Source organism: Rhizobacter sp. P1_G5 (genome assembly GCF_056405435.1).
This window is the reverse complement of record NZ_JBFUCB010000003.1, coordinates 21,584-45,287: the sequence shown is the minus strand read 5'-3', so window position 1 is coordinate 45,287 and position 23,704 is coordinate 21,584. Positions and strand designations below refer to the sequence as shown.

The 23,704-nt window shown below is 69.8% G+C and carries 23 protein-coding genes; 7 read left to right on the top strand and 16 right to left on the bottom strand.

Going from position 1 to position 23,704, the window contains the following annotated elements; genetic code table 11:
• Positions 1–140: 140 nt before the first annotated feature.
• Positions 141–1,196, top strand: a complete 1,056-nt coding sequence (locus AC1D12_RS00720) for an MBL fold metallo-hydrolase (RefSeq protein WP_477838400.1) — start codon at positions 141–143, stop codon at positions 1,194–1,196.
• 17 nt (positions 1,197–1,213) lie between these two features.
• Here the strand turns inward: AC1D12_RS00720 and AC1D12_RS00715 are convergent, their stop codons facing one another.
• From AC1D12_RS00715 to AC1D12_RS00695, 5 genes are all read right to left on the bottom strand, one after another.
• Entirely contained in the window at positions 1,214–1,906 is a 693-nt protein-coding gene (locus AC1D12_RS00715; protein ID WP_477838399.1) for a GntR family transcriptional regulator, read from the bottom strand.
• A gap of 2 nt (positions 1,907–1,908) precedes the next feature.
• Entirely contained in the window at positions 1,909–2,784 is an 876-nt protein-coding gene (locus tag AC1D12_RS00710) for an ABC transporter permease (protein ID WP_047506816.1), read from the bottom strand.
• Positions 2,784–3,632 (bottom strand): ABC transporter permease, encoded by an 849-nt coding sequence (locus AC1D12_RS00705; RefSeq protein WP_477838398.1) that lies wholly within the window; start codon positions 3,630–3,632, stop codon positions 2,784–2,786. Before AC1D12_RS00705 ends, AC1D12_RS00710 begins: the two co-directional genes overlap by 1 nt.
• Before the next feature lie 84 nt (positions 3,633–3,716).
• Positions 3,717–4,991, bottom strand: coding sequence for an ABC transporter substrate-binding protein (locus tag AC1D12_RS00700; protein ID WP_477838396.1), 1,275 nt, complete (start codon positions 4,989–4,991; stop codon positions 3,717–3,719).
• A 38-nt stretch (positions 4,992–5,029) separates the two neighbouring features.
• A complete protein-coding gene (locus AC1D12_RS00695) occupies positions 5,030–6,022 on the bottom strand; it encodes an ABC transporter ATP-binding protein (RefSeq protein ID WP_477825376.1) in 993 nt (330 codons plus the stop codon).
• 284 nt (positions 6,023–6,306) lie between these two features.
• Here AC1D12_RS00695 and AC1D12_RS00690 point away from each other — a divergent pair, with 284 nt between their 5' ends.
• Positions 6,307–7,038, top strand: a complete 732-nt coding sequence (locus AC1D12_RS00690) for an aspartate/glutamate racemase family protein (RefSeq protein WP_477825375.1) — start codon at positions 6,307–6,309, stop codon at positions 7,036–7,038.
• A gap of 52 nt (positions 7,039–7,090) precedes the next feature.
• Here the strand turns inward: AC1D12_RS00690 and AC1D12_RS00685 are convergent, their stop codons facing one another.
• From AC1D12_RS00685 to AC1D12_RS00670, 4 genes are read right to left on the bottom strand one after another with little or no spacing between them, the layout of a single operon-like run.
• Positions 7,091–7,594, bottom strand: coding sequence for a nucleoside deaminase (locus AC1D12_RS00685; protein ID WP_477825374.1), 504 nt, complete (start codon positions 7,592–7,594; stop codon positions 7,091–7,093).
• The gene (locus AC1D12_RS00680) at positions 7,591–8,355 is read right to left on the bottom strand and encodes an ABC transporter permease (protein ID WP_047506804.1); all 765 of its coding nucleotides are present in this window, start codon (positions 8,353–8,355) and stop codon (positions 7,591–7,593) included. Before AC1D12_RS00680 ends, AC1D12_RS00685 begins: the two co-directional genes overlap by 4 nt.
• Entirely contained in the window at positions 8,352–9,173 is an 822-nt protein-coding gene (locus AC1D12_RS00675; protein WP_477838395.1) for an ABC transporter ATP-binding protein, read from the bottom strand. The genes AC1D12_RS00680 and AC1D12_RS00675 overlap by 4 nt, the downstream gene beginning before the upstream one ends.
• Entirely contained in the window at positions 9,170–10,015 is an 846-nt protein-coding gene (locus AC1D12_RS00670; RefSeq protein ID WP_477838394.1) for an alpha/beta hydrolase, read from the bottom strand. Before AC1D12_RS00670 ends, AC1D12_RS00675 begins: the two co-directional genes overlap by 4 nt.
• A 91-nt stretch (positions 10,016–10,106) precedes the next feature.
• Between AC1D12_RS00670 and AC1D12_RS00665 the strand changes: the two genes are divergently transcribed.
• Complete coding sequence (locus AC1D12_RS00665; protein WP_477825371.1) at positions 10,107–10,655, top strand: ABC transporter ATP-binding protein; 549 nt, start codon at positions 10,107–10,109, stop codon at positions 10,653–10,655.
• A 6-nt stretch (positions 10,656–10,661) separates the two neighbouring features.
• Here AC1D12_RS00665 and AC1D12_RS00660 read toward each other — a convergent pair whose 3' ends face one another.
• From AC1D12_RS00660 to AC1D12_RS00640, 5 genes are read right to left on the bottom strand one after another with little or no spacing between them, the layout of a single operon-like run.
• Entirely contained in the window at positions 10,662–11,681 is a 1,020-nt protein-coding gene (locus tag AC1D12_RS00660; RefSeq protein WP_477838392.1) for an ABC transporter substrate-binding protein, read from the bottom strand.
• A 25-nt stretch (positions 11,682–11,706) separates the two neighbouring features.
• Positions 11,707–12,939, bottom strand: a complete 1,233-nt coding sequence (locus AC1D12_RS00655) for a M20 family metallopeptidase (protein WP_477825369.1) — start codon at positions 12,937–12,939, stop codon at positions 11,707–11,709.
• Entirely contained in the window at positions 12,936–14,699 is a 1,764-nt protein-coding gene (gene uraD, locus AC1D12_RS00650) for a 2-oxo-4-hydroxy-4-carboxy-5-ureidoimidazoline decarboxylase (protein ID WP_477825368.1), read from the bottom strand. The genes AC1D12_RS00655 and uraD overlap by 4 nt, the downstream gene beginning before the upstream one ends.
• The gene (gene puuE / locus AC1D12_RS00645; protein ID WP_477838390.1) at positions 14,696–15,643 is read right to left on the bottom strand and encodes an allantoinase PuuE; all 948 of its coding nucleotides are present in this window, start codon (positions 15,641–15,643) and stop codon (positions 14,696–14,698) included. Before puuE ends, uraD begins: the two co-directional genes overlap by 4 nt.
• A gap of 5 nt (positions 15,644–15,648) precedes the next feature.
• Positions 15,649–16,422, bottom strand: a complete 774-nt coding sequence (locus AC1D12_RS00640; RefSeq protein WP_477827053.1) for a GntR family transcriptional regulator — start codon at positions 16,420–16,422, stop codon at positions 15,649–15,651.
• A gap of 53 nt (positions 16,423–16,475) precedes the next feature.
• Here AC1D12_RS00640 and uraH point away from each other — a divergent pair, with 53 nt between their 5' ends.
• The 3 genes from uraH to AC1D12_RS00625 are packed head-to-tail and all read left to right on the top strand — an operon-like array spanning position 16,476 to position 18,613.
• Entirely contained in the window at positions 16,476–16,829 is a 354-nt protein-coding gene (gene uraH, locus AC1D12_RS00635; RefSeq protein WP_047506788.1) for a hydroxyisourate hydrolase, read from the top strand.
• 5 nt (positions 16,830–16,834) lie between these two features.
• Complete coding sequence (locus AC1D12_RS00630) at positions 16,835–18,028, top strand: urate hydroxylase PuuD (protein ID WP_477838389.1); 1,194 nt, start codon at positions 16,835–16,837, stop codon at positions 18,026–18,028.
• Between the two features lie 42 nt (positions 18,029–18,070).
• Complete coding sequence (locus tag AC1D12_RS00625) at positions 18,071–18,613, top strand: RDD family protein (protein WP_465112774.1); 543 nt, start codon at positions 18,071–18,073, stop codon at positions 18,611–18,613.
• On the opposite strand, the gene AC1D12_RS00620 is transcribed toward AC1D12_RS00625, so the two are convergent.
• Positions 18,568–19,539: an AraC-like ligand-binding domain-containing protein gene (locus AC1D12_RS00620; RefSeq protein ID WP_477838388.1), complete on the bottom strand. Its 972-nt coding sequence runs from the start codon at positions 19,537–19,539 to the stop codon at positions 18,568–18,570. The genes AC1D12_RS00625 and AC1D12_RS00620 overlap by 46 nt on opposite strands.
• 93 nt (positions 19,540–19,632) lie before the next feature.
• Entirely contained in the window at positions 19,633–21,894 is a 2,262-nt protein-coding gene (locus tag AC1D12_RS00615) for a tetratricopeptide repeat protein (RefSeq protein WP_477838387.1), read from the bottom strand.
• A 133-nt stretch (positions 21,895–22,027) separates the two neighbouring features.
• Here AC1D12_RS00615 and AC1D12_RS00610 point away from each other — a divergent pair, with 133 nt between their 5' ends.
• A complete protein-coding gene (locus tag AC1D12_RS00610; RefSeq protein ID WP_477838386.1) occupies positions 22,028–23,593 on the top strand; it encodes a clostripain-related cysteine peptidase in 1,566 nt (521 codons plus the stop codon).
• The last annotated feature ends 111 nt before the right edge of the window (positions 23,594–23,704 follow it).

Genomic DNA, 23,704 nt, shown 5'->3' with positions numbered 1-23,704 from the left:
CGCTGATCGTGTAGGTGATTCCCGGGGTGGACGAGGTGGCGGRCACCTCGGCGACAGCAGCGTGCGGCATGAAAACCTAGAATCGGCTGATTGACGTATACGTAAAGTGTAGCCGCCCCATGACATCACCGACCAAGCCGATGAACGAGCTCGAGCGACAGCTGCAGTACCCGCTGGGCGAGAACCTGCCCGAGGCGGGCCGGACGCTGGAGGTGGCGCCCGGCGTGCGCTGGCTGCGCATGCAGCTGCCCTTCGCGCTGGACCACATCAACCTCTGGCTGCTGCGCGACGAGATCGAGGGCCGCGCCGGCTGGACGATCGTCGACTGCGGCATCACCAACGACGCGACGAAGGCGGCCTGGGAGCAGGTGTTCGAGACCGAGCTGCAGGGCCTGCCGGTGCTGCGCGTGATCGTGACCCACATGCACCCGGACCACATGGGGCTGGCGCACTGGCTGACCGAGCGCTGGAACGTGCGGCTGTGGATCAGCGCGACCGACTACAACGCGGCGCGGCTGGCCAGCACCTCCACCACCGGCTTCGGCGGCGAGGCGGCGGCGAAGTTCATGGCCGGCCACGGGCTGACCGATCCGGAGGCCGTGGCCAGGATCAAGGCGCGCAGCAACTACTACGCGACGATGGTGCCGCAGGTGCCGGCCGCGTTCCGCCGGCTGCTCGACGGCATGGTGCTGACGATCGGCGGGCACGGCTGGCAGTGCATCTCCGGCTACGGGCATGCGCCGGAGCACATGTCGCTGCACTGCGCCGGGCTCGGCGTGCTGATCTCGGGCGACATGCTGCTGCCGCGCATCTCGACCAACGTCAGCGTGATCGACCTGGAGCCGGAGGCCGATCCGCTGCCGCTGTACCTGGCGTCGATCCAGCGCTACGCGTCATTGCCGGCCGACACGCTGGTGCTGCCGTCGCACGGCCGGCCGTTCCGCGGCATGCACACGCGGATCCAGCAGTTGGTGACGCACCACGACGATCGCTTCGCTGACGTGATGAAGGCGTGCGCCGAGGCGCCGCAGAGCGCGGCCGATCTGCTCACGGTGCTGTTCACCCGCAAGCTCGACCTGCACCAGACGACGTTCGCGATGGGCGAATCGATCGCGCACCTGCATGCGCTGTGGCTGGCGGGGAAGCTCGTGCGCTCGGTGGATGCTGACGGGGTGTATCGCTTCGCGTGCCTCTGACCGAACGGATAGATGGCCTACGAGCGATACCCTCGAAACACATCCCGCAACGCCGGCACCGCCTTCGCCACCGGTTGCGACAGGCTGCGCTCGATCTCGTTCAGGTGCCGCCGCATCTCGGTCGACGCGCCCGCGCCGGCGCCCTTCGCGATCACCTGCAGCAGTTGCTGGTGGCTGTGTGCGACGCACATCGGCTCGCCGGGCGACTTGTAGAGCGCCATCAGCAGCGAGGTGGTCGGCAGCAGCTCCTCGAGCAGCCGCACGAAGATCGGGTTGCCGCTCATGCGCGCGAGCTTCAGGTGGAACTCGCCCGACAGCCGGATCGCCTCCTGCTTGTTCTGCGACTTCGTCGCCCGCGCCTCGGCCTCGACCAGCTGGCGCAGCTCGGCCAGCTGCTCGGCACTCAGCTTGCCGGCCAGCCGCCGCGCCACCTCGCACTCCACCACCCGCCGTGCATCGAACACATGCTCGCCATCGCGCCGCGTCGGTTCGGGCACCTGCGCGCCGCGGTTCGGCCGCAGCACGATCACGCCGTCCTGCGCGAGCTTGTGCAGCGCCTGGCGCACCAGCGTGCGCGAGACCTCGAAGGTCTGCGCCAGCTCCTCCTCGCGCAGCCGCGAACCGGGCGCGAGGCGGTGGTCGATCACCGCCGCATAGATCGCCTCATAGACCCGATCGGCACCCCCGGTCGCCGCGGACGCTTCGGCCATCGTCAGGCGCCGCGCCGCTTGCCGAGGAACTTCACCAGCGCCAGCGTGCATCCCATCACCGCGAACGACACCACCGTCGTCACCGTGCCGAGCGCGTAGATGGCCGGCGTGGTGACGGTGCTGGTCAGCCCCTGCAGCTCCAGCGGCAGCGTGTTGACGTCGCCGATCGCCTGCGAGGTGCGCGCGATCTCGTCCCAGCTCAGCGTGAAGCCGAACATGCCGACCCCCACCAGGCTCGGCGCGATCAGCGGCAGCACCACGTGGCGGAAGCTCTGCCACGGCGTGGCACCCAGGTCGGCCGCCGCTTCCTCGAAGGCCGGATTGAAGCGGTTGAAGACGGCCAGCATGATCAGCAGCCCGAACGGCAGCGTCCACGTCATGTGCGCGCCGAGCGCCGAGGTGTACAGCCCCATCGCGGTGCCGTAGCCCTCGAGCAGGCCGCTCGCGCCGACGCTCTCCAGCACGCCCTTGAACGCGGTGTCGATCAGCCGGAACTGCAGCCCGATGCCGAGCGAGACCACGATCGACGGCATGATCAGGCTCGCGACCGAGGTGTAGAACAGCACGCCCGAGCCGGCGAACTTCTTGCGGAACGCGAGGCCGGCACCGAGCGACAGCAGCACCGTCAGCAGCATCACGACACTGCCCAGCGCCACCGAGCGCCGGAACGCGGCCGCAATGTCGACGACGCCCATGCCCTCCCACAGCTTCGCGAACCAGTGCAGCGAGGCGCCGCGCATCGGGAACGTGAGCCCGCCTTCGGGGCCCTGGAAGCTGAGCACGAAGATCGTGATCATCGGGCCGTAGAGGAACAGCACGAACGCGCCGAACACCGCGGCGAGGGCGTAGAAGCTGCGCGGGCGCTTGTCGGCGTGCATCAGAGTTGCTTCCGGATGTCGACGAGCCGGGTCAGGCCCCAGATCATCATCAGCACCACCGCCAGCAGGATCACCGCATTGGCCGCGGCCATCGGGAACTGCAGGTACGAGGTCTGCACCTGGATGATCTTGCCGAYCGAGGCGATCTGCTGGCCGCCCATSACGCCGATCGTCACGAAGTCGCCCATCACGATGGTGATGACGAAGATCGAGCCGATGATGATGCCGGTGCGGCTCAGCGGCACGACGACGTTCCACACCGTCTGCCAGCCGCTCGCGCCGGAATCGCGTGCCGCCTCGATCAGCGCGCGGTCGATGCGCATCATCGAGTTGAAGATCGGCACGATCATGAACATCGTGTAGAGGTGCACGAAGGCGAGCACCACCGAGAAATCGCTGAACAGCAGCCACTCGATCGGCGAATCGATCACGTTGATCGCCTGCAGCCCCTGGTTGATCAGCCCGTTGCGCCCGAGCAGCGGCACCCACGAGATCATGCGGATCACGTTGGAGGTCCAGAACGGGACGGTGCACAGGATGAACAGCAGCGTCTGCGCGCCGACCGAGCGCACGTGGAACGCGAGGAAATACGCCACCGCGAAGCCGATCAGCAGCGTGACGAGCCAGACGAGGAAGCAGRACTTCAGCGTCGACAGGTAGGTGCGGACCGTGGTCTCGTTGAAGACGTCGAGGTAGTTCTGCCAGGTGAAGGCCGGGATCAGCTCGTAGTCGGTGGCGCGCCAGAAGCTCACCGTCACCACCAGCAGCAGCGGCAGCACCAGGAACAGCAGGAACACCATGGCGAATGGTGTGGCCTGCAACCACGCTGGCAGACGAGTGGGCTTCATGGGATCAAGCAACGCCCCGGGATCCGGCTTTGCCGGGCCCAGGGGTGGCGCCCCTTGGGGGCAGGAGCGAAGCGACTGGGGGGCTCATGCAGCTACGAACTCATTCCACTTCTGAACCATGTACGCGTTCTCGTCCATGATCGCGTTCCAGCAGGCGATGCCGCCCATGCGCGTCTCGTAGCTGCCGCCGTCGCGCACGCTGCCCGCCTTGGCCAGCAGGTCGCCGTTGGGCGACTTGATGTCCTGCGCGGCCGCCTTGCCTTCCATCCAGTAGGCCCATTCGTAGGCTTCCATCTTGGCCTTCGCGGTCTCCAGCACCGCGCTGTAGTAGCCCTGGCGGTTCAGGTACGCGCCGGCCCAGCCGTCGAGGAACCAGTTGATGAATTCGTAGACCGCGTCGGCCTTCTTGCCGCTCACCGTCTTCGGCACGCCGAAGCCGGCGGCCCACGCGCGGTAGCCCTCCTTCAGCGGCTGGAAGGTGCAGGCGATGCCCTTGGTGCGCACCGCGGTGACGGCCGGCGACCACATCGACTGGATCACGACCTCGCCCGAGGCCATCAGGTTCACGCTCTCGTTGAAATCCTTCCACAGCGCGCGGAACTGGCCGGCCTTCTTCGCCTCGATCAGGGTCTTGATCGTCAGGTCGATTTCCTTCTTCGTCATGTTCCCCTTGTCGGGGTACTTGTAGAGGCCCGCCGCCTCCACCACCATCGCCGCGTCCATGATGCCGATCGACGGGATGTTCAGGATCGCGGCCTTGCCCTTGAACTCGGGGTTCAGCAGTTCCTTCCAGCTCTCGATGGGGCGCTTGATCAGGTCGGGCCGGATGCCCAGCGTGTCGGCGTTGTAGACGGTCGGGATCAGCGTCATGAACTGCGTCGGCTCCTTCGCGAAGTCCTTCGCGGTGGGGGATGCGACGTACATCACCTTCTTCGGCGCGGTGCCCTGGTCACCGACCTTCTTGCCGCCGACTTCGCCCTTGGTGAACAGCGTCGTGATCTTGTCGGCGTTCTTGATGCGCTTGGTGTCGATGCCCAGCAGGTTGCCGGTCGGCAGGATCTTCTTCAGCGAGAAGTACTCGGTGTCGATCAGGTCGAACGAGTTCGGCGCGGTGACGGCGCGCTTGGTCACGTCGTCRGTGGTSACSGSGAYGTACTGGATCKYGATGCCSGTGTCGGCCTTGAACTTSTCGGCRATGGCCTTGTCCTGGTTCACCGCRGTRCCCAGGTAGCGCAGCGTGATCTTCTCCTGCGCATGCACGAACGGGAAGGCCAGCGTGCCGCCGGCGGCGGCCGCGCCCTTCAGCAGCGTGCGGCGGCCGAGCTTCGGTGTGGCGGTCGGATCGTTGTGGTCGGACATGGAAGGCTCCTCGGGGTGTTTGTGGGAACGGAAAGGATTCAAGCCAGCGCATGCGCCTCGTGCGCGGCCCAACTGACGTAGACGGTGTCGCCGGGCGCGAACGGCGCGGCGTCGAAGCTGGCGTCGGAGACGGTGGCCGTCCAGTGCGCATCGGCCGCCTCGCCGTGCGGCGCGAGGCTGACCTGCACGTACGTGCCCTGGTACTCGACGGCGCGCACCGCGGCGGCGTGGCCTTCGGTGTCGGCATGGTGCTGCAGCCGCATGCGGTCGGAGCGCACCGCGATGCGGCCGGCCGGCGACGCGATCACGTTGTGCGCGCCCATGAAGCGTGCGACGAACTCGCTGCGCGGCGCGTTGAACACCTCGCGCGGCGAGCCGGTCTGCTCGATGCGGCCCTGGTTCATCACGACCACCTGGTCGGCCAGCGCCATCGCCTCTTCCTGAGAGTGCGTCACGTGCACGAAGGTGAAGCCGAGCTCCTGCTGCCAGCGCTTCAGCTCGGCGCGCATCTGCACGCGCAGGAACGGATCGAGCGCCGACAGCGGCTCGTCGAGCAGCAGCACGCGCGGCTCGGTCATCAGCGCGCGCGCCAGCGCCACGCGCTGCTGCTGGCCGCCGGAGAGTTCGCTCGGCAGGCGAGCGAGGTAGGGCGTCATCGCGACCAGCGCGAGCAGTTCGCGCGCCCGCGCATGGCGCTCGGCGGGCGGCTTGCCGCGCATCTTCCAGCTGAACGCGACGTTGTCGAGCACGCTCAGGTGCGGGAACAGCGCGTAGCTCTGGAACATCATCGCGGTGCCGCGGTCGGCGGCGGCGCTGTAGGTGATGTACTTGCCGCCGAGCAGGATCTGCCCGTCGCTCGCGAGCTCGTGGCCGGCGATCATGCGCAGCGTCGAGGTCTTGCCGCAGCCCGAGGGCCCCAGCAGGCAGCAGTAGCTGCCGGAGGGAATCGTCAGGTCGATGCCGTCGACGGCGACCGTGTCGCCGTAACGCTTGACCAGCGAGGTGAGCACCAGGGACGAGTCGGGCTTCATGGTCGCCCATGTATGCAAAGCATGTGCCAGATGACGCTCCCCCCGAAGCGCCTTCGGCGCCTCCCCCCAGGGGGCGCCACCWGCGGCCCGGCAGAGCCGGTTCCGCGGCGGCTGCTTGGCCGATCCAGCACTGCGGCTTGCACCAAGTGCGCAAGTTGGCCTCTGGCATCGCCCGATTTTGGGGCGACGGCACGCCTTGGAACGGGCGCACGACTTGCTCAGCTGATGGCGATACCCGGGCCCGCTTTGTATACAAAGCAGCCCACAGACCCGAGGAGCCGACGATGAAGATCCGCCTGATCAACCCCAACACCAGCGCGTCGATGACCGCCAAGATCGGCGAGGCCGCGCGCGCGGTCGCCGCGCCCGGCACCGTGATCGACGCGGTGCAACCGAGCTTTGGCGCACCGTCGATCGAGGGGCACCATGACGACGTGTGGGCCGCCGCCGGCGTGGCCGAACAGGTGCGCGCGGGCGAGGTGCTGGGCGCCGATGCGCACGTCATCGCGTGCTTCGGCGACCCCGGCCTGCATGCGGCGCGCGAGCTGGCACGCGGGCCGGTGATCGGCATCGCGGAGGCGGCGTTCCATTGCGCGTCGCTCGTGGCCACCGGCTTCTCGGTCGTCACGACGCTCACGCGCACCTGCGTGATCGCCGAGCACCTGGTGCTGCAGTACGGCTTCGAGCGCCGCTGCCGCGGCATCCACGGCACCGACATCGCGGTGCTGGAACTCGACGACCCGGCGAGCGACGCCTATGCACGCATCCTCGCGAGCGCCCGGCAGGCGCTGGAGCGCGACCGCTCCGGCGCGATCGTGCTGGGCTGCGCCGGCATGGCCGACCTGTGTGCGCGGCTGCAGGCCGAGCTCGGCGTGCCGGTGGTCGACGGCGTCGCGGCGGCCGTCAAGCTGGCCGAGGGGCTGGTCGCGATCGGGCTCGGGACGAGCAAGCGCGGGGACTATGCGGCGCCGCTGCGCAAGGCGTATGTGGGGTTGGCAGCGCCCTATTCACCGTAGCCCGGATGCGAATCCGGGATTCGTGGTCCACGATCCCGGGTTGTCACCCGGGCTACGGGCTCGCGGACCAGAACGTCTGATGCAGCTGGAGCAGCTCCGCCTCCACCTCCCCCACCGGCCCCCACACCCGCACCGCCTTCTGCCCGCGCGCAAACACCTCGCGGCACGGCAGGTCGAGCGTCGGGTTGTCGGGATGCGCGCCGGTGATCGCGAGCAGCGCCGCCTCCGACACGCCATACACCAACCGCCCGATGTGCGCCCAGTACTGCGTGCCGGCGCACATCGCGCACGGCTCCACCGTCGTGTACAGCGTGCAGTTCCACAGGAACCCGGGCGCATGGTTCAGCGAGGCATGCCGTGCGAGCGTGGCCTCGGCGTGCTGCACCGTGTCGATGTTGCCCTGCTCGGCCAGCACCGTCTCGTGGTCCGGCGCCACCAGCAGCGCGCCGAACGGATGGCGACCCAGGCCCATCGCCCGCCGCGCCACCTCGTTCGCACGCCGCAGATGCCGCAGCCTCTGCTCGTGCGTCGGATCGGGGTTCGAGAAATCGCTCATGCCGCACCCGCCCGCCGATGCGCCCAGCCCGTCGTGCGCCGCTCGATGATCGCGAACAGCTCGTACATCGCCATCGCCATCGCGCCCACCACCGCGAGCCCGGCGAACGCCAGCCCCATCTGCATCGACGAGCCGGCCGAGATCAGCAGGTAGCCGATGCCTTCGTTGGCGGCCGTCATCTCCGACACCGTCGTGCCGACGAAGGCCAGCGTGATCGCCACCTTCAGCGACGCGTAGAAATACGGCATCGAGCGCGGCAGCCCGACCTTCAGCAGCACATCGGTACGCCGCGCGCCCAGCACGCGCAGCACGTCCTCCAGCTCCGGCTCCAGCGTCGCCAGGCCGGTCGCGATGTTGACCGTGATCGGGAAGAACGAGATCAGGAACGCCGTCAGCACCGCCGGCCCGACGCCGATGCCGAACCACACGACGAGGATCGGCACGAAGGCCGCCTTCGGCAGCGCATTGAAGGCCGTCATCAGCGGGTACATCGCCGCATACGCCAACCGCGAGCTGCCGACCAGGAACCCCAGCAGCACGCCGACCACGATCGCCAGGCCGAAGCCCAGCATCGTGACCCAGAACGTGCGCCACGCATGCGCGGCGATCACCGCGCGGAACTCCCACAGCTGCTGCGCGATGCGCGACGGGCTCGGGAAGATGAAGTCGGAGATGCCGAAGCCGCGGCACGCCAGCTCCCACAGCAGCAGCACCGCGGCCAGCAGCAGCCACGGCGCCAGGCGCTCGCGCCGGCCCGTCACGACACCGCCTCCGGCGCGCGGCGGATGCTGCCGATGTGCTCGCGCAACTCGAGCACCACGTCGCTGAACTCGCGGGTGTAGGTGAGCGCGAGTTCGCGCGGGCGCTCGAAGCCGATCTCGCGGCGCACCTGCATGCGCCCCGGGCCGCGGGTCATCACATGCACCGTGTCGGCGAGGAACACCGCCTCGCGCAGGTCGTGCGTCACCAGGATCACGTTGAAGCGCTGCACCGCGTGCAGGTCGCGCAGCGTGCACCACAGCTCCTCGCGCGTGAACGCATCGAGTGCGCCGAACGGCTCGTCGAGCAGCAGCATCTTCGRCTCGTGGATCAGCGCACGGCAGATCGACGCCCGCTGCTGCATGCCACCGGACAGCTGCCACGGGAACTTGTCCTCGTAGCCGGCCAGGCCGACGCTTGCGAGCAGCGCGCGCGCCTTCGCCTCGTACTCGCCGCGCCGGGCGCGGAACTGCGAGCGGTACGGCTCGACGATCTCCAGCGGCAGCAGCACGTTGCGCAGCGTGCTGCGCCACGGCAGCAGCGAAGGCGCCTGGAACGCCATGCCGGTGATCTTCAGCGGGCCGGCGACCTCGCGGCCGTCGACCACCACCGTGCCCAGCGACGGCCGCCTCAAGCCGGTCGCGAGTTTCATGAAGGTCGACTTGCCGCAGCCCGAGGGCCCGACGATCGCGATGAACTCGCCGGGCTGCGCCTGCAGCGAGATGTCCTCGATCGCGAACTGCCGGCGCGCGAGCAGTTCATCGTTGTAGGCGAGCCAGACGTTGCGGAAATCGACGAAGGGCGGCGTGGACAGGCTCATGGGGATGCGACGGATGCAGCCGATGAAGGGGGTGAAGGGGCCGCAAGGCGCGCGATCAGCGACTTGACCGCCTCGCGGTACAGCGCCGGATCTTCGCTGTGCAGCCGGCTGTGCGAGCCGCCGCTGAACTCGACCCAGCGCGTGCCGGCCGGCGCCGCATCGCGCAGCCTGCGGCCCAGCGTCACCGGCACCGTGTCGTCGGCACTGCCGTGCATGATCAGGATCGGCGCGTCGATGCGGCCGATCTTGTCGACCGAATCGAACTGCTCGTTGGCGAGCCACGACACCACCGTGCCGATCGCGCCCAGCTCGGCGGCCACGTCGGGCAACCGCGTGAAGGTCGACTCGAGGATCAGGCCGCCGTAGTCGCGCCCGGCGTGCTGGCGGCTCGCCAGGTCAACCGCCACGCCGCCGCCCATCGAATGACCGAAGATCACGCGCCGCCGCGGATCGGGCTGGTGCTTCACCAGCTCGGCCCACGCGATGTCGGCATCGGCCAGGATCGTCGCCTCCGACGGCACGAGGGGCGTGCTCTCGCCCCAGCCGCGGTAGTCGACGGCCAGCACCGAGAAGCCGGCATCGCGCAGCGCGTCGATCTTCGGCAGGTTGCGGTACAGCGCGCGGAAGGTGCCGTGCAGGTACAGCAGCGTCGGCGCCTGCGGGTCGGCATTCGGCATCCACCACAGCTGCAGCCGGTCCTGCGCCCCGGGTGTTGCCCCAGGCACCGCCACCGCGTACGACACGTCGCCCGGCCGCAGCACCACGTCGGCCGGCTGCCCCGGCGAGGGTCGGAACACCCATTGCCTCTGCTTCAGGTCCCACCACGCGCAGCCCTGCAGCATGACAACGCATGACATCAATGAGCACAGCCATCCGACACGCCTGGACAGCTGGCTCCAGAAACGGGGTCGAGAGTTCGCGACAATCAGCGCCATGAAGTTTCCTGCCCTGGCGTCTGCCGTGTGCGCCTGCGGCGTGTCGATCTGCACCCCTGCGCAAACCGTACCCGCTGCCCCGGACGCGCCCGAGGCGCCGCCGGCCACTGTAGCCGCCCCCGCCGCCGACGTCGCACCCGCCGCCGATGTCTGGCGCCTGATGTACTCGCCGGCCACCTACCACTACTCGCGCGATCCGGACCACCGCTACGTGTGGATGGTCGGCCTCGAACGCGAGCGGCCGAACGGCGTGGTCTCGGGCCTCACCTACTTCAGCAACTCGTTCGGCCAGCCGAGCGCCTACGCCTACGTCGGCCAGCGCCTGACCGACTTCAGCGACTGGAACCGGCTCTACGCGCAGTGGACCGCCGGCCTGATCTACGGCTACAAGGCGCCGTTCGACGACAAGGTGCCGCTGAACTACAAGGGCTTCTCGCCCGGGCTGGTGCTGACGGTCGGCTGGCAGCTGACGCCGGCGCTGTCGACCCAGGTCAACGTGCTCGGCAACTCGGCGCTGATGTTCCAGTTGTCGGCCGTGGTGCCCTGACATGCGCTACTTCCGGACCACCGCGAACAGGTTGCGCGCGGCCGCATCGGGCAGGTAGCCGTCGGCMCAGACCGCCGCCGGGTTCACACGCTCCTTGGTGCCGAACGCGTCCGACACCTGGCTGGCCATCAGGCTCAGCCGCGGCGCCAGCACCGCCCCGAAGCCCTCGGCCCGCGCATCGGCCGTCAGCACCGTCGCATCGAGCGCGAGCTTCAGGCGCCGCAGCTCCAGCGCCTCGTTGACGATGCCGTCGCGCGCCTTCACGGTGGCGACCGCGGCAGCCGGGTCGGCCACCACGTCCTTCATGCCCTTCGCGAACGCGCGCAGGAAGGCCTTCACCGCGTCCGGGCGCTTCTTCAGGAACGCCTGCGACACGATGACCGCATTGCCGTAGAGCTTCACGCCGAACTGCGGGTAAGGCAGCACGACGACGTCGTCGGCCTTCACGCCGCGCGCCTCGAGGTTCAGCAGCGAGGTGAACGAGAAGCCGGTGATCGCGTCGATGTCGCCGCGCACCAGCATCGTCTCGCGCAGCGGCGGGTCCATCGCGGTCCAGGCCACGTTGCCGATGCCGTTGGCCTTCGCGAAGATCGGCCAGGCCTTGCGGCCGGCATCGAACACCGGTGCGCCGAGCTTCCTGCCGTTCAGGTCGGCCGGCGCCCTGATGCCGGACTTCTTCAGCGCCAGCACCGCGGCCGGCGTGTTGTTGTAGACCATCATCACCGCGACCGGCTTGTCCGGCGCGGTCGGGTTGTTGGCGTGGAACTCCATCAGCGCCGCGAGGTCGGCGAAGCCCATGTCGTACGCCCCCGACGCGACCCGCGTGACCGCGCCGCCCGAGCCGTTGCCGGCGTCGATCGTCACGTCGAGCTTCTCGGCCTTGAAATACCCCTTCGCGGCCGGCACCAGGAACATCGCCGCCGGGCCTTCGAAGCGCCAGTCGAGCTGGAACTTGATCGGGGTGTCCTGGGCGATGGCGCCTTGCGCGAGGAAGGCGGCGGCGAGGGCCAGCAGGCGAGCGAACATGCGAGGTCTCCGGTGGATCGGCGTTTCAGCCCTTCAGGAGGTCATGCAAGGTGCGCGCCACCACTTTCGTGGCACGCCGCAGGTCGTCGAGCACCACATGCTCATCGGCCCGCTTCGCGTTGCTCTCGAACACGGTGCGCGGCCCGGCACCGTAGATCACCGCCGGGATGCCGCGCTCGCTGTAGAGCCGCACGTCGGTGTACAGCGGCGAGCCCGAGGTCGGGATGGCCTCGCCGAACACCGCCTCGCCATGCCGCTGCAGCGCCTCGACCAGCGGCCGGTTGCCCGGCAGCGGCTGCAGCGCATGCGCCAGCAGCAGGCGGCGGATCTCGACCGTGATGCCCGGCACCTGCGCCGCCGCATCGGCGATCACCCGGCGCAGCGCGGCCTCGACCTCGGCCGGGTTCTCCTCCGGGATCATCCGGCGGTCGAGCTTCAGCACCACCTTGCCCGGCACCACGTTGGTGTTGGTGCCGCCCTCGATGCGCCCCACGTTGAGGTACGGGTGGCGGATGCCCGCCACCTTCGACGTGACCTGCCGGTACAGCGCGTTCTGCGCATACAGCGCGTTCAGCAGCACGACCGCGCCTTGCAGCGCATCGATGCCGGTGTCGGGGATCGCCGCATGCGCCATCCGGCCGTGCACCGTCACCTCCATCTGCAGGCAGCCGTTGTGCGCCGTCACCACCTGGTAGCTGAAGCCGGCGGCGATCAGCAGGTCGGGCTTCGTCAGGCCGTGCTTCAGCAGCCAGCCGGGGCCGAGCTCGCCGCCGAACTCCTCGTCGTAGGTGAAGTGCAGCTCGATGCCGCCCTTCAGCGGCACGCCCAACGCCTCGAGCGCGCGCACCGCGAAGGTGTAGGTCGAGAAATCGCTCTTGCTGACGGCCGCCGCGCGGCCGTAGAGCTTGCCGCCCTCGATGTCGCCGCTGTACGGGCCGTGCGACCAGCCCTCGCCGGGCGGCACCACGTCGCCGTGCGCGTTCAGCGCGATGGTCGGACCGTCGCCGTAACGACGCCGCACGATCAGGTTGGTGATGCTCTCCAGGCCGGCCGCGCGCACCTCGTCGCCCGGCACCACGTGCCGTTCAGCCTCGAAGCCGAAGCCCTGCAGCAGGGCCGCCGTGCGCTCGGCATGCGGCGCGTTGTTGCCCGGCGGCGTGTCGGTGGGCACTTGCACCAGCGCCTGCAGGAAGCGGGTCTGTTCATCGAAGTGCGCGTCGATCCACGCATCGAGGCGCGCGCAGAGGTCGTCGCTCATGTCGTCTCCAGGTGATCCAGCAGGTGCTGGAAGGCTTCGACGCACAGCTGTGCGTCGTGGGTGGTGATGGTTTCCAGCGGGTTGTGGCTGATGCCGGAGTTGCCGCCGCGCACGAACAGCATCGCCTGCGGCATCACCTCGTGCAGCTTCATCGCGTCATGGCCGGCGCCGCTGGGCATGCGGTGCACAGGCAAGCCGCCGGCCTCGACCGCGCGCTCCCAGCGGGCCTGCCAGGCCGCATCGCTCGGCGCGGCGCTGGCGCGCAGTGTCTCTTCCAGCGTGTGCTGCAGGCCGCGCCGCCCGCAGATGCGCTCCAGCTCGGCGACGACGTCGCGGGCCAGCGCATCACGCGCCTCGTCGGTGGTGGCGCGCAGGTCGAGGCTGAAGCGGCAGCGGCCCGGCACGACGTTGATCGAGCCGTTCGGCACCGTCAGCATGCCCACCGTGCCGACGAGGTGCGGCTGCGCCGCAGCGCGCTTCTCCACGTACAGCGCCAGCTCGGCCACCGCGGTCGCGGCATCGCGGCGGCGGTCCATCGGCGTCGTGCCGGCGTGGCTGGCCATGCCGATCACCTCGCCCAGGTAGCGCACGCTGCCGTTGATCGACGTGACGACGCCCAGCGGCAGGTCGAGCTCGTTGAGCACCGGCCCCTGCTCGATGTGCACCTCGACGAAGCCGAGGTACCGCGACGGGTCGCGCTGCAGCGCGGGGATCGTCGCGGGGTCGAGGCCGGCAGCGCGCATCGCGTCGCGCATCGCGATGCCGTCGGCATCCTGCTGGTCGAGCCAGCGCACGTCGAACTGCCCGATCAGCGCCCCCGAGCCGAGGAAGGTGGCCTTGTAGCGCTGCCCCTCTTCCTCCGCAAAGCCGACCACCTCGATGCCGTGCCGCAGGCGCCGGCCGGCGCGCTGCAGCTCGCGCACGCAGACCATCGGCACCAAGATGCCGAGCCGGCCGTCGTACTTGCCGCCGTTGCGCACGGTGTCGAAGTGCGAGCCGGTGAGCAGGCGCGGCGCGGCGCGGTCCGCCCCGTGATAGAGGCCGACCACGTTGCCGACCGCATCGACCGACACCTCGTCGAAGCCGCACTCCTGCATCCAGCGCACCAGTTGCCGCTGGCAGGCACGGTGCGCATCGGTCAGGTAGGTGACGGTGAGCTGGCCCTGCTCGGCGTAGCCGGGGTCGCTGTGCTGCGCGAGCAGCTCGGCGCAGTCCCACACCTGGTTGCCCAGCGTCGGCTCGCTGCCGAACTTGTCGTCCAGGCGCAGCTCGGCGATGCGGTGGATCTGGCGCAGGCATTCGGCCAGCTCGACATCGGCCGGGCCGTCGACGCGGCGCGCGAAGGTCTCGATGATCTGCGCGCGCGTGAGCCCGCTGCCGCGCGGACCACGCACCGCGAGGATGAACGGCCAGCCGAAGCGCTCACGGTACGCGGCGTTCAGCGCCTGCAGCCGCGCGTACTCCGCCTCGGAGCACTGCGTGAGCCCGGACACCGACTGCTCGCTGGCCGACTCGCTCGTCAATGCCACGCGCGCCTTGCCAGCGAGTTCGGGATGGGCGCGCACCAGCGCAAGCTGCTCGTCGCGCGGCGCATCGCGCACCACCTGCACCAGCGCCTGGCGCAGCTGCGCGAGGCTCGCGAACGGCGCCGCGGCGAACGCGCGCTCGGCGATCCATGGCGAATGCTCGTAGGTGCCATCGAGCAGCGCGACGAAGCCCTCCAGCGTCGCTTCGTTCAGTTGCTGCAGGCTGACGCTCATTTCCACACCCAGGCGTTGTCAGGGTTGAACGGATGCACGCTCTTCCAGTGGCGCGCGATGTCGACGCGGCGGCACACCCACACCCGGTCGTGCGCCTCCACGTGGTCGAGGAAGCGCTGCAGCGCGCGAAAGCGCCCCGGCCGCCCGAGCAGCCGGCAGTGCATGCCGACGCTCAGCATGCGCGGCGATTCGTCACCCTCGGCGTACAGCACGTCGAAGCTGTCGCGCAGGTAGGTGAAGAAATCGTCGCCGGTCGCGAAGCCCTGCGGCAGCGAGAAGCGCATGTCGTTGGTGTCGAGCGTGTACGGCACCACCAGGTGCGGCGCGAGGCTGCCGTCGGTCTTGCGCACCTGCAGCCAGAACGGCAGGTCGTCGCCGTAGTGGTCGCTGTCGTACTCGAAGCCACCGTAGTCGGCCACCAGCCGGCGGGTGTTCGGGCTGTCGCGGCCGGTGTACCAGCCGAACGCGCGATCGCCGGTCAGCTTGTGGATGATGTCCATGCCGATGTCCATGTGCTGGCGCTCGGTGGCTTCGTCCATCTGCTGGTAGTGGATCCAGCGCCAGCCGTGGCAGGCGATCTCGTGGTCGAGCTCGACGAAGGCCTGCGTCAGCTCGGGGTGGCGCTCGAGCGCCATCGAGACGCCGAACACCGTGAGCGGCAGCGCGCGGCGCTCGAACTCGCGCAGCAGCCGCCACACGCCGACGCGCGAGCCGTACTCGTAGATCGACTCTATCGACAGGTGGCGCGCCGGGTAGGCGGCCGGGTTGAACATCTCCGACAGGAACTGCTCGCTGCCGGCGTCGCCGTGCAGCACGCTGTTCTCGCCGCCCTCTTCGTAGTTCAGCACGAACTGCACCGCGATGCGGGCGCCGCCCGGCCATTCGGCGTGCGGAGGGTGCTCGCCGTAGCCGACGAGGTCGCGGGGGTAGGTGGTTGGTGGCATGGCGTTCAGGCGGTGGCGTGGGCCGGCGTCGCGCCGGCGAGATCGGGCAGGGGCGGAACACGCGGATCGAGCCGCAGGTTGCGCTCGACGCTGCGCAGGTGGGCCTGCATCAGCCGCACCGCGGCGCGCGCATCGCGCCGCTCCAGCGCGTCGACGATGGCCACGTGCTCCTCGAAGGAATGCTCGGCCGAATGCGCCGACTGGTACATCAGCGAGATCAGCGACGAGCGCGACACCAGGTCGGCCAGCATCTCGGCCAGCACCTCGTTGCCGAGCATGCGCGCGAGCACGACGTGGAAATCGGCCAGCAGCCGCGTGCGGCCGGTGACGTCGGTGCGCAGCACGGCCTCGCGCTCGGCGGCCAGGTGGGCACGCAACGCGGCCAGCTGCGCCGCATCGAGCGCGCCGGCGGCGCGGCGCACCAGCGCCGCCTCGATCATGTGGCGCACCTCGAACACCTGGCGCGCCTCGTCGACGCTCGGCATCGCGACGCGCGCGCCGCGCGCCGGCTCGAGCGTGATCAGCTTGTCGCGGCTCAACTGGTTCAGCGCCTGGCGCACCAGCGTGCGCGAGACCTTGAAGAGATCGGCGATCTTCTGCTCGGCGAGCTTGGTGCCGGGCATCAGCCGGCGTTCGACGATCGCGGTGGTGATGGCGTCGACGATGCGCTGCGTGGTCCCGATGTGCTGCGCGCTGCCGCCATCAGCCGCGCCGGCACGCCGCCGGGCCGGGCGGATCTGCTTCAGCGGGGTCGACTTGGGGCTGGCGGCGCGGGGCATGGAGCGGGCGGCTCGGTTGGCTCTCGAAGGCAAAGTGTATACACTTTCCCACCATGGGAAAACTGACGACGCACGTGCTCGACACGATGAACGGAAGCCCCGCCGCCGGGATGGCAGTGCGCCTGTATCGCGTGGATGGCGCCACGCCGCACCTGCTGCGCAGCGTGCAGCTCGATGCCGACGGCCGCGCCGGCGGGCCGCTGCTGGAGGGCGCCGATTTCATGCCCGGCCGCTACCGCCTGGTGTTCGAGCTGGCCGACTACTTCCGCGCGCGCGGCGTCGTGCTGCCCGAGCCCCCCTTCCTCGACAGCGTGCCGATCGACTTCGGCCTGGCCGACACCGGCGCCCACTACCACGTGCCGCTGCTCGCGAGCCCCTGGGCCTATTCCACCTACCGCGGCAGCTGACGCGCATGGAAGCCTATGTGCTGGACTGGGTCAACCTGCTGCTGCGCTGGGCGCATGTCGTCGTCGCGATCGCGTGGATCGGCTCGTCGTTCTACTTCGTCTTCCTCGACAACAGCCTGCTGAAGCCCGAGGCCCCCGAGCTGAAGGACAAGGGCGTCGACGGCGAGCTGTGGGCGGTGCACGGCGGCGGCTTCTACAACCCGCAGAAGTACATGGTGGCGCCGAAGTCGCTGCCGGCGCACCTGCACTGGTTCTACTGGGAGAGCTACTCCACCTGGCTGACCGGCTTCGCGCTGTTCACGGTGCTGTACCTGTGGCAGGCCAGCACCTTCCTGATCGACGCGCGGGTGCATGCGTGGTCGCCGGCCGGCGCGATCGCGGCGGCGCTGGCCTTCCTCGCGGTGTTCTGGCTCGTCTACGACGGCATCTGCCGCGCGTTCGGCCGCGGTATCCACGRCGACCGCATCGTCGGCGCGGTGGTCGCGGTGGTGGTCGTGGTCGGTGCCTGGCTCGCCTGCCAGCTGTTCGCCGGCCGGGCGGCCTTCCTGCTGGTCGGCGCGATGATGGCGACGGCGATGAGTGCCAACGTGTTCTTCTGGATCATCCCCGGCCAGCGCACCGTGATCGCGCAGATGCGCGCCGGCSAGCCGGTCGATSCGGTGCACGGCCAGCGTGCCAAGCAGCGCAGCGTGCACAACACCTACTTCACACTGCCGGTGCTGRCCGCGATGCTCAGCAACCACTACGGCTTTCTCTACGGCGCGCCGCACAACTGGGCGGTGCTGGTGCTGGTGATGGGGGCCGGGGCGCTGATCCGCCATGCCTTCGTGGTGCGGCACAAGGCGCTGGCGCAGGGCAGGCGGGTGCCGTGGGAGTTCGCGGTGGCGGGCACGGCGCTGCTGGCCGGGGTGGCGGTGTGGCTCGCGCCGGCATCGAAGCCGGCTGCGCAGGCCTCGCAGCCCGTCACGTTCGCGCAGGTGCAGCAGGTGGTCGGCACGCGCTGCGTGATGTGCCACAACGAGCAGCTCGCGAGCAAGGGCGTGCGGCTCGATTCGCCGCAGGGCATCGCCGCGCATGCGCAGCAGGTCTACCAGCAGGCGGTGGTGCTGAAGCTGATGCCGTTGAACAATGCGACGCAGATCAGCGATGATGAGCGAGCCGTGTTGAAGCGCTGGTACGAAGCCGGTGCACACCCGTAGCCCGGATGCCAATCCGGGGATCGCCCACCCGCAGAGTCCTGCATGAGCACCAATCCCTACGCCCCGCCGAAGGCTCCCGTCGCCGACCTCGATGCGAACCCGACGCAGGTGGCGTACGCAGGATTCTGGCGGCGATCGATCGCCAGCTTCGCCGACACGCTGCTCTTCCTGGCCTTCTTCATCCCGCTGGTCCGGTTCTTCTACGGGTCCGACTACGGGGCCCTGAAGCACGTCCCCGCCAAGACCTTCCCGAGCACCGGCGACCCGCTCGAGTTCTTCCTGACCTGGGTCTTCCCGGCGGTGCTCTACATCGGCTGCTGGATGAAGTGGCAGGCGACGCCGGGCAAGATGGCGATGAAGATGCGGATCGTCGACGCGAAGACCGGACTGCCGCCGACGCTGGGCCAGTCCGTCGGCCGCTACCTGGGCTACTACCTCTCGAGCCTCCCGCTGTTCCTCGGCTTCCTCTGGATCGCCTTCGACGCACGCAAGCAGGGCTGGCACGACAAGCTGGCAGGGACGGTGGTGGTGCGCGACGGTCAGCGCCCGGCCTTCGCACGCAACTCGCGCGCCGACACGCCGTAGGCGGCCCGGAACACCTTGCTGAAGTGGCTGGGGTCCGCGAAGCCCCAGTGGCGGGCGATCTCGGCGATCGGGCGCGCCGCCATCGCCGGCGCCTCCAGGTCACGCCGGCACATCGCGAGGCGGCGGTCGCGGATGCAGCCGCTCACCGTCTCGCCGGTGCCTTCGAACAGCTTGTGCACGTTGCGCTCGCTCATGCGGAAGCGGCGCGCCAGCATCGCCACGCCGAGCGAGGGCTCGGCCAGGTGCTGTTCGATGTGGCGCAGCAGCTGCTCGCGCACCAGCTGCCGCAGGCCCGGCGCCGGCTGCTCGCCCAGGCACAGGCCCAGCAGGTCGAGCGCGCCGCCCAGCGCTACCTGCCGCCCGGCGGCGGGAAGCTCGCCGAAGCGCCGCATCAGCAGCTGGAAATGCTCGACGAACAAGGCGCCCGCGCCCTGCCGGCCGTCCATCGGCCGCCCGACCAGGTCGCGCACCCGCGGCAGGCGGCGCAGCAGCTCGGCCTCGGGCACCAGCATCGACATCTGGCGCAGGTCGTCGCTGGTCTGGAAGGCCATCGGCTGCGTGCTGTCCCAGAGCGTGAACATGCCGGCGCCCAGCTGCAGCTCGCGGTCGCCGCCGAAGCGCAGCGTTTCGGTGCCCTGCGCGACCATCACGACGGTCAGCCAGGCACTGTCGTCGCGGGCGATCTGCCGCCGCCCGCGCGTACCGCTCACCGTCGCCGCGGACGTGCAGTCGGTCAGCCGCACGCCGCCCAGCCGGTGCTGGCGCATGAAGGCGGGGAAGCGGTCGCAGGCGATCTTCGGGATGTCCCAGCTCAGGTGCGCATCGACGATCACCTCGCGCCACGCGTCGAACTGCCGCCGCGGCGGCAGGCCATCGGTCGTCCAGGTCTCGGGCACGGAAGGGTGGGCGGGGGCGGACACATTCATCGCGCACCAGATTACCGAGGGGGCCGGCGGCTTGCATGCCGAATCCTTGATCAAGACATGACGGCCGCGCGTCTGTGTCGTCCACGACACACTTCAGCCCGGCAGCACGTAGCGCGTGCTCGGCCCCTTGCCGGTCTGCTCCAGCAGGCCGCGCTCGGCCAGCGTCGCGAGGTGCTTCGACGCCGTCGCGAGGCCGACGCCGCACACCTGCGCGTAGATGCTCTTCTGGATCGACCCGGCGCGGAACAGGTGCTCCAGCACCGCGATGCGCCGCTGCTCCTGCAGCAGCTCGCCAGCCTCGCGCTCCCACTGCGTGGCCAGTTGCTGCTCGCGCGTCAGCTCGCGGTTGAAGGTGCTGCGCAGCTGCTCGAACTCGGCCGCGAAGCCGTCGCCCAGGCCGTGCTTCTGGATCAGCTGCAGCGCCGCCTCGCGCTCCTTCGACGACATCGCGAGGTAGGCGTTCGCGATGGCCAGGCGCGCGCGCACATGGGCCTCGGCCCCCATCGGCACGGCCAGCACTGCCCGGTGGCGCTGGATCTGCGCCATCTCGTCGAAGTGGGCCGCGAATTCCTCCGGCAGCAGGCGGTCGTAGGGCGCGCCGTCGCGCGGGCCGAGGATCTCGGTCTTCAGGTTGCGCGTGGCCTCAAGGTGGGCCGGATCGCTGTCGCCCGGCGAGACCTTCAGCGCCGCGGCCGCGTGCGCATCGCCCTGGCTTTCGTCATCGGGCTGTGCGTCGAGCTGGTAGCGCTTGTAGTGCGCCTCGGCCAGGTTGTAGTGCGCGCGGCGCACGTGCAGGCTCAGGCCGGCCTGCTCCCCCATCGCGAGGGCCTGCCGGTACTCGGCGATCGCCTCGCCGTAGCGGCCCTGCCAGAAGTAGGTCGCACCGAGGTTCAGGTGCGTGCTGGTCAGCGTTTCCGGTTCGATCGGAACGCTGCCGGCCATCCCGAGGATGCGCTGCGAATAGGCGATCGCGCTGTCGAAATCCTTCGCGTCGCCGTAGATCAGGCTGAGGTTGGCGTAGGTCTTCAGCACCGACAGCCGGTCGCCCTCGCGCTCGAAGATGTTCAGCGCGCGGTGCTTGTGCTCGAGCGCCCGGCGCAGGTCGCCGGCCCGGCGCCAGTACTCGCCCCAGGTCTGCTCCAGCATGCCGACCGTGGCGGGCGACAGCGACGGGTCGCGGCGCAACGGCTCCGCCCGGTCCAGCACGGCGCGCGAGCGCGGGTCGTTGCGCAGCACGTAGAGCCAGGCGAGCTTGACCAGCGTCGCCAGGTACTCCTCGGCGACCGCCGCACCCGGCGGGCGGCCGTCCTCCAGGCCCGCGCGGCGCAGGAACTCCGCACTGTCCTCGTAGCACGCGAAGGCACGGTCGGCGTCGCGCGGTTCATAGAACTTGCCGAGTGCGCCGTAGACGATGCCCAGCATCAGGGCGTCGCCGCACCCGTTGGCCAGCCGCAGCGCCTGCTCATAGGCCTGGCGCTCGCGATCGCCGGCATCGCGGATGCGCCACAACGCCGCCTGTGCCAGCAGCAGGTCGAAGCGTTGCCGGGGGTCCGACGCACCGGCGGCCACGAGCGCGATCAGCGCATCGGTTTCCGCATCGTCGGCCACGTCGACCCGCGCGCGCTGCAGCAGCTCGATGAAGGCGGCCGGCGCGCTCGCCTGCTGCAGGTGCCACAGCGCCGACAACGTGTCCTGTTGCGCGAGCGCCAGCGTCGATTGCCGCCGGTGCCAATCGACCAGTTCCGCCGGTGACGCGAGCTCCAGGCGAGGCAGCAGCTCGCGCAGCACCATTTGCCGCATCGCGATGCGCCGCTCGCCGGCCGCGGGGCGCTCCAGCAGCGCCTCGGCCGCGAGGCGCTTGCCCTTCTCGAGATAGCGGTAGAAGGTGCTCGGGCCGATCGCCCACAGCCCGCAGAGGTTCTCGCTGGCCGCCTCGTCGGGATGGCGGCGGTAGCGCTGCCGGAAATCGGGCACCGGCTCGAAACCGTAGTGGCACATCAAGGCCAGCATCGGCCGCCAGCTCGTGCGATCCACCCATGCCGCGGCATCGATGCCGGAGAGCACGGACGCCTGGTCGGGGCGCAGCTGCGAGACGACCCAGCGCAGCCACAGCGCGGTCGCCTCGACCAGCGCACGGTCGCGCGGCAACGCATCGCCGGCGGTCCCGAGCACCGGCTGCAGGAAGCGCCTGACGAACCAGCGGGTGGCCCGGGGCCGACGCCGCAGCCAGTCGTCGAGCGTGCCCGTCTTGTGGGCGGCCAGCGCCTGCCCCAGCAGGGTTTCCACCGTGCCGGCCGGCAGCGGCAGCGCTGCGGCACCTGGGCCGCCCTGCAAGTTAGGGGGATGGTTCGCCATGGATCCGGTGCATCGTCTCGCGATCGTCCGGACCGCGACGGATTTGCGCGGTCCGCCATGCCTGGGCATGCGAGCGCGCGACGGTTAGTGTATCGACGCGATTTCGCACCCATTGCCTCATCGAGGAACCGTCATGCCCCTGCCCCGCCTCCTTGCTTCCGATCCGAACACCTCGTCCGCGACCGACGGCGTCGCGCTGGTCGTCCTCGCGCCGTTCGGCGGCGATCCCGTGCTGAGCGGGTTCCCCGACGGAACCTCGCGCGACCTGTCGCAGCACCCGTTGATGCGGGCCCTGCCGAAGATCGCTGCCAGCGGCGTGCACGTCACCGCGCTGATCGACCTGGCCGACGACGATTCCTACCTCGTGGAGATCGCGGCGCTGCAGCCGGCCGACGTGGTCGTCACCTCGCGCTGGAAGCAGGACATGACCTCGCCGAACACGCTGGCCGGCCTGTTGCGCCAGGCGCACCAGGCCCATCCCGCCGCCGCACTGGTGCTCGCGCTCGAAGGCCATGGAGCCGGGTTCCTGCCCGAGATCGATCGCAGCAAGCTGACGGCCCACAACATCACCGCCGGCGGCGCCTTCGAGTGGCACCTCAGCGAATCGGGCGGCACCCCGGTGCTGCCGCAAGGCTCGCCGGTGCTGCCCCAGGGGTCACCGGTGCTGCCGCAGGGCTCGCCGGTGCTGCCGGTCAGCCAGATGCCGCTCTCCACCTGGGGCCTCGGCGACGCGCTGAAGCAGGCCCAGGACGCCGGCGTCCCGAAGCTGGCCGCGATCCATTTCAACAACTGCTTCAACATGTCGGTCGAGGTGCTGCACACGGTGGCGCCGTACGCCGACTACGCGACCGGCTACGAGAACTACAACTTCTTCACCGCCGGCGCGGCCTACCCGGCGGTGTTCCAGAAACTGGCGGCGGCCGGCAGCGCCACCGCGCAGCAGCTCGCGCAGTGGTTCGCCGACGGCAACAAGGACATCCTCGCCGCGAAGGGCAACCACCCGACCGTCGGCTGCGTCGTGCAGCTCGGCCGTCTGCAGGCGATCGTCGAGCGCATCGACGACCTGGCCGATGCGCTGCTCGCCGCGCTGCGCACCTCGACGCCTGCGCAACGCCCGGCGATCGTGCAGAAGATCCGCGCCGCGATCCGCCGCGCCCAGCAGTTCGACACCAACGCCAACATGGACCTGGAGACGCCGGACGAGCTGACCGACATCGACAGCCTGGCCACCGAGCTGCTGGCCACCGACTTCGCGCCGTTCAAGGTGCAGCAGGCGGCGGCCGGGCTGCGCGATGCGCTGAAGGACATCAAGCGCTACGGCGCCGTCGACGCGCCGTGGACGGCCCCCGGCGCGCTGTGGGACTTCTCGGCGAAGAACCTCGCGATGAACATCTTCCTGCCCGACCCGCTGCTGCTCGGCCTGTGGGACTGGCGCTCGCCGTACTACCTCGACGTGAACCCCGACCCGACGCTGCCGCGCGTGCAGCCGCACATCATCGATTTCGTGAAGGTCACCGACTGGGTCGACTTCATCGTCGAGTACCACAAGGGCCAACCGTTCAAGGGCCTGCTGCCGGCGGCGATCCCCGAGTTCCCGGTGTTCAACGCGCGCTACGAGCCGCCGAAGGGCCGCCAACCCGACCCCTGCGGTGACGGGGACATCATCCCCAAGGGAGAGGACAAACCGCGCCGCGCCTGATCACACCGCGCTCCCCCTCAACCCCTGCGAGGCCCGTCCTCCCAGGGGTTTTTTGTGTCCGGCGCCCCATCGTCTCGTGATCGTCTCGCGCCCGGGGCGATCGGGCCGCAC

What these genes read in the sequence shown, in the direction of transcription:
- AC1D12_RS00720 (WP_477838400.1), top strand. Translation starts at nt 141, where the DNA reads ATGAACGAGCTCGAGCGACAGCTGCAGTACCCGCTGGGCGAGAACCTG.
- AC1D12_RS00715 (WP_477838399.1), bottom strand. Translation starts at nt 1,906, where the DNA reads ATGGCCGAAGCGTCCGCGGCGACCGGGGGTGCCGATCGGGTCTATGAG.
- AC1D12_RS00710 (WP_047506816.1), bottom strand. Translation starts at nt 2,784, where the DNA reads ATGCACGCCGACAAGCGCCCGCGCAGCTTCTACGCCCTCGCCGCGGTG.
- AC1D12_RS00695 (WP_477825376.1), bottom strand. Translation starts at nt 6,022, where the DNA reads ATGAAGCCCGACTCGTCCCTGGTGCTCACCTCGCTGGTCAAGCGTTAC.
- AC1D12_RS00690 (WP_477825375.1), top strand. Translation starts at nt 6,307, where the DNA reads ATGAAGATCCGCCTGATCAACCCCAACACCAGCGCGTCGATGACCGCC.
- AC1D12_RS00685 (WP_477825374.1), bottom strand. Translation starts at nt 7,594, where the DNA reads ATGAGCGATTTCTCGAACCCCGATCCGACGCACGAGCAGAGGCTGCGG.
- AC1D12_RS00670 (WP_477838394.1), bottom strand. Translation starts at nt 10,015, where the DNA reads ATGCTGCAGGGCTGCGCGTGGTGGGACCTGAAGCAGAGGCAATGGGTG.
- AC1D12_RS00665 (WP_477825371.1), top strand. Translation starts at nt 10,107, where the DNA reads ATGAAGTTTCCTGCCCTGGCGTCTGCCGTGTGCGCCTGCGGCGTGTCG.
- AC1D12_RS00655 (WP_477825369.1), bottom strand. Translation starts at nt 12,939, where the DNA reads ATGAGCGACGACCTCTGCGCGCGCCTCGATGCGTGGATCGACGCGCAC.
- uraD (WP_477825368.1), bottom strand. Translation starts at nt 14,699, where the DNA reads ATGAGCGTCAGCCTGCAGCAACTGAACGAAGCGACGCTGGAGGGCTTC.
- puuE (WP_477838390.1), bottom strand. Translation starts at nt 15,643, where the DNA reads ATGCCACCAACCACCTACCCCCGCGACCTCGTCGGCTACGGCGAGCAC.
- AC1D12_RS00640 (WP_477827053.1), bottom strand. Translation starts at nt 16,422, where the DNA reads ATGCCCCGCGCCGCCAGCCCCAAGTCGACCCCGCTGAAGCAGATCCGC.
- uraH (WP_047506788.1), top strand. Translation starts at nt 16,476, where the DNA reads ATGGGAAAACTGACGACGCACGTGCTCGACACGATGAACGGAAGCCCC.
- AC1D12_RS00625 (WP_465112774.1), top strand. Translation starts at nt 18,071, where the DNA reads ATGAGCACCAATCCCTACGCCCCGCCGAAGGCTCCCGTCGCCGACCTC.
- AC1D12_RS00620 (WP_477838388.1), bottom strand. Translation starts at nt 19,539, where the DNA reads ATGAATGTGTCCGCCCCCGCCCACCCTTCCGTGCCCGAGACCTGGACG.
- AC1D12_RS00615 (WP_477838387.1), bottom strand. Translation starts at nt 21,894, where the DNA reads ATGGCGAACCATCCCCCTAACTTGCAGGGCGGCCCAGGTGCCGCAGCG.
- AC1D12_RS00610 (WP_477838386.1), top strand. Translation starts at nt 22,028, where the DNA reads ATGCCCCTGCCCCGCCTCCTTGCTTCCGATCCGAACACCTCGTCCGCG.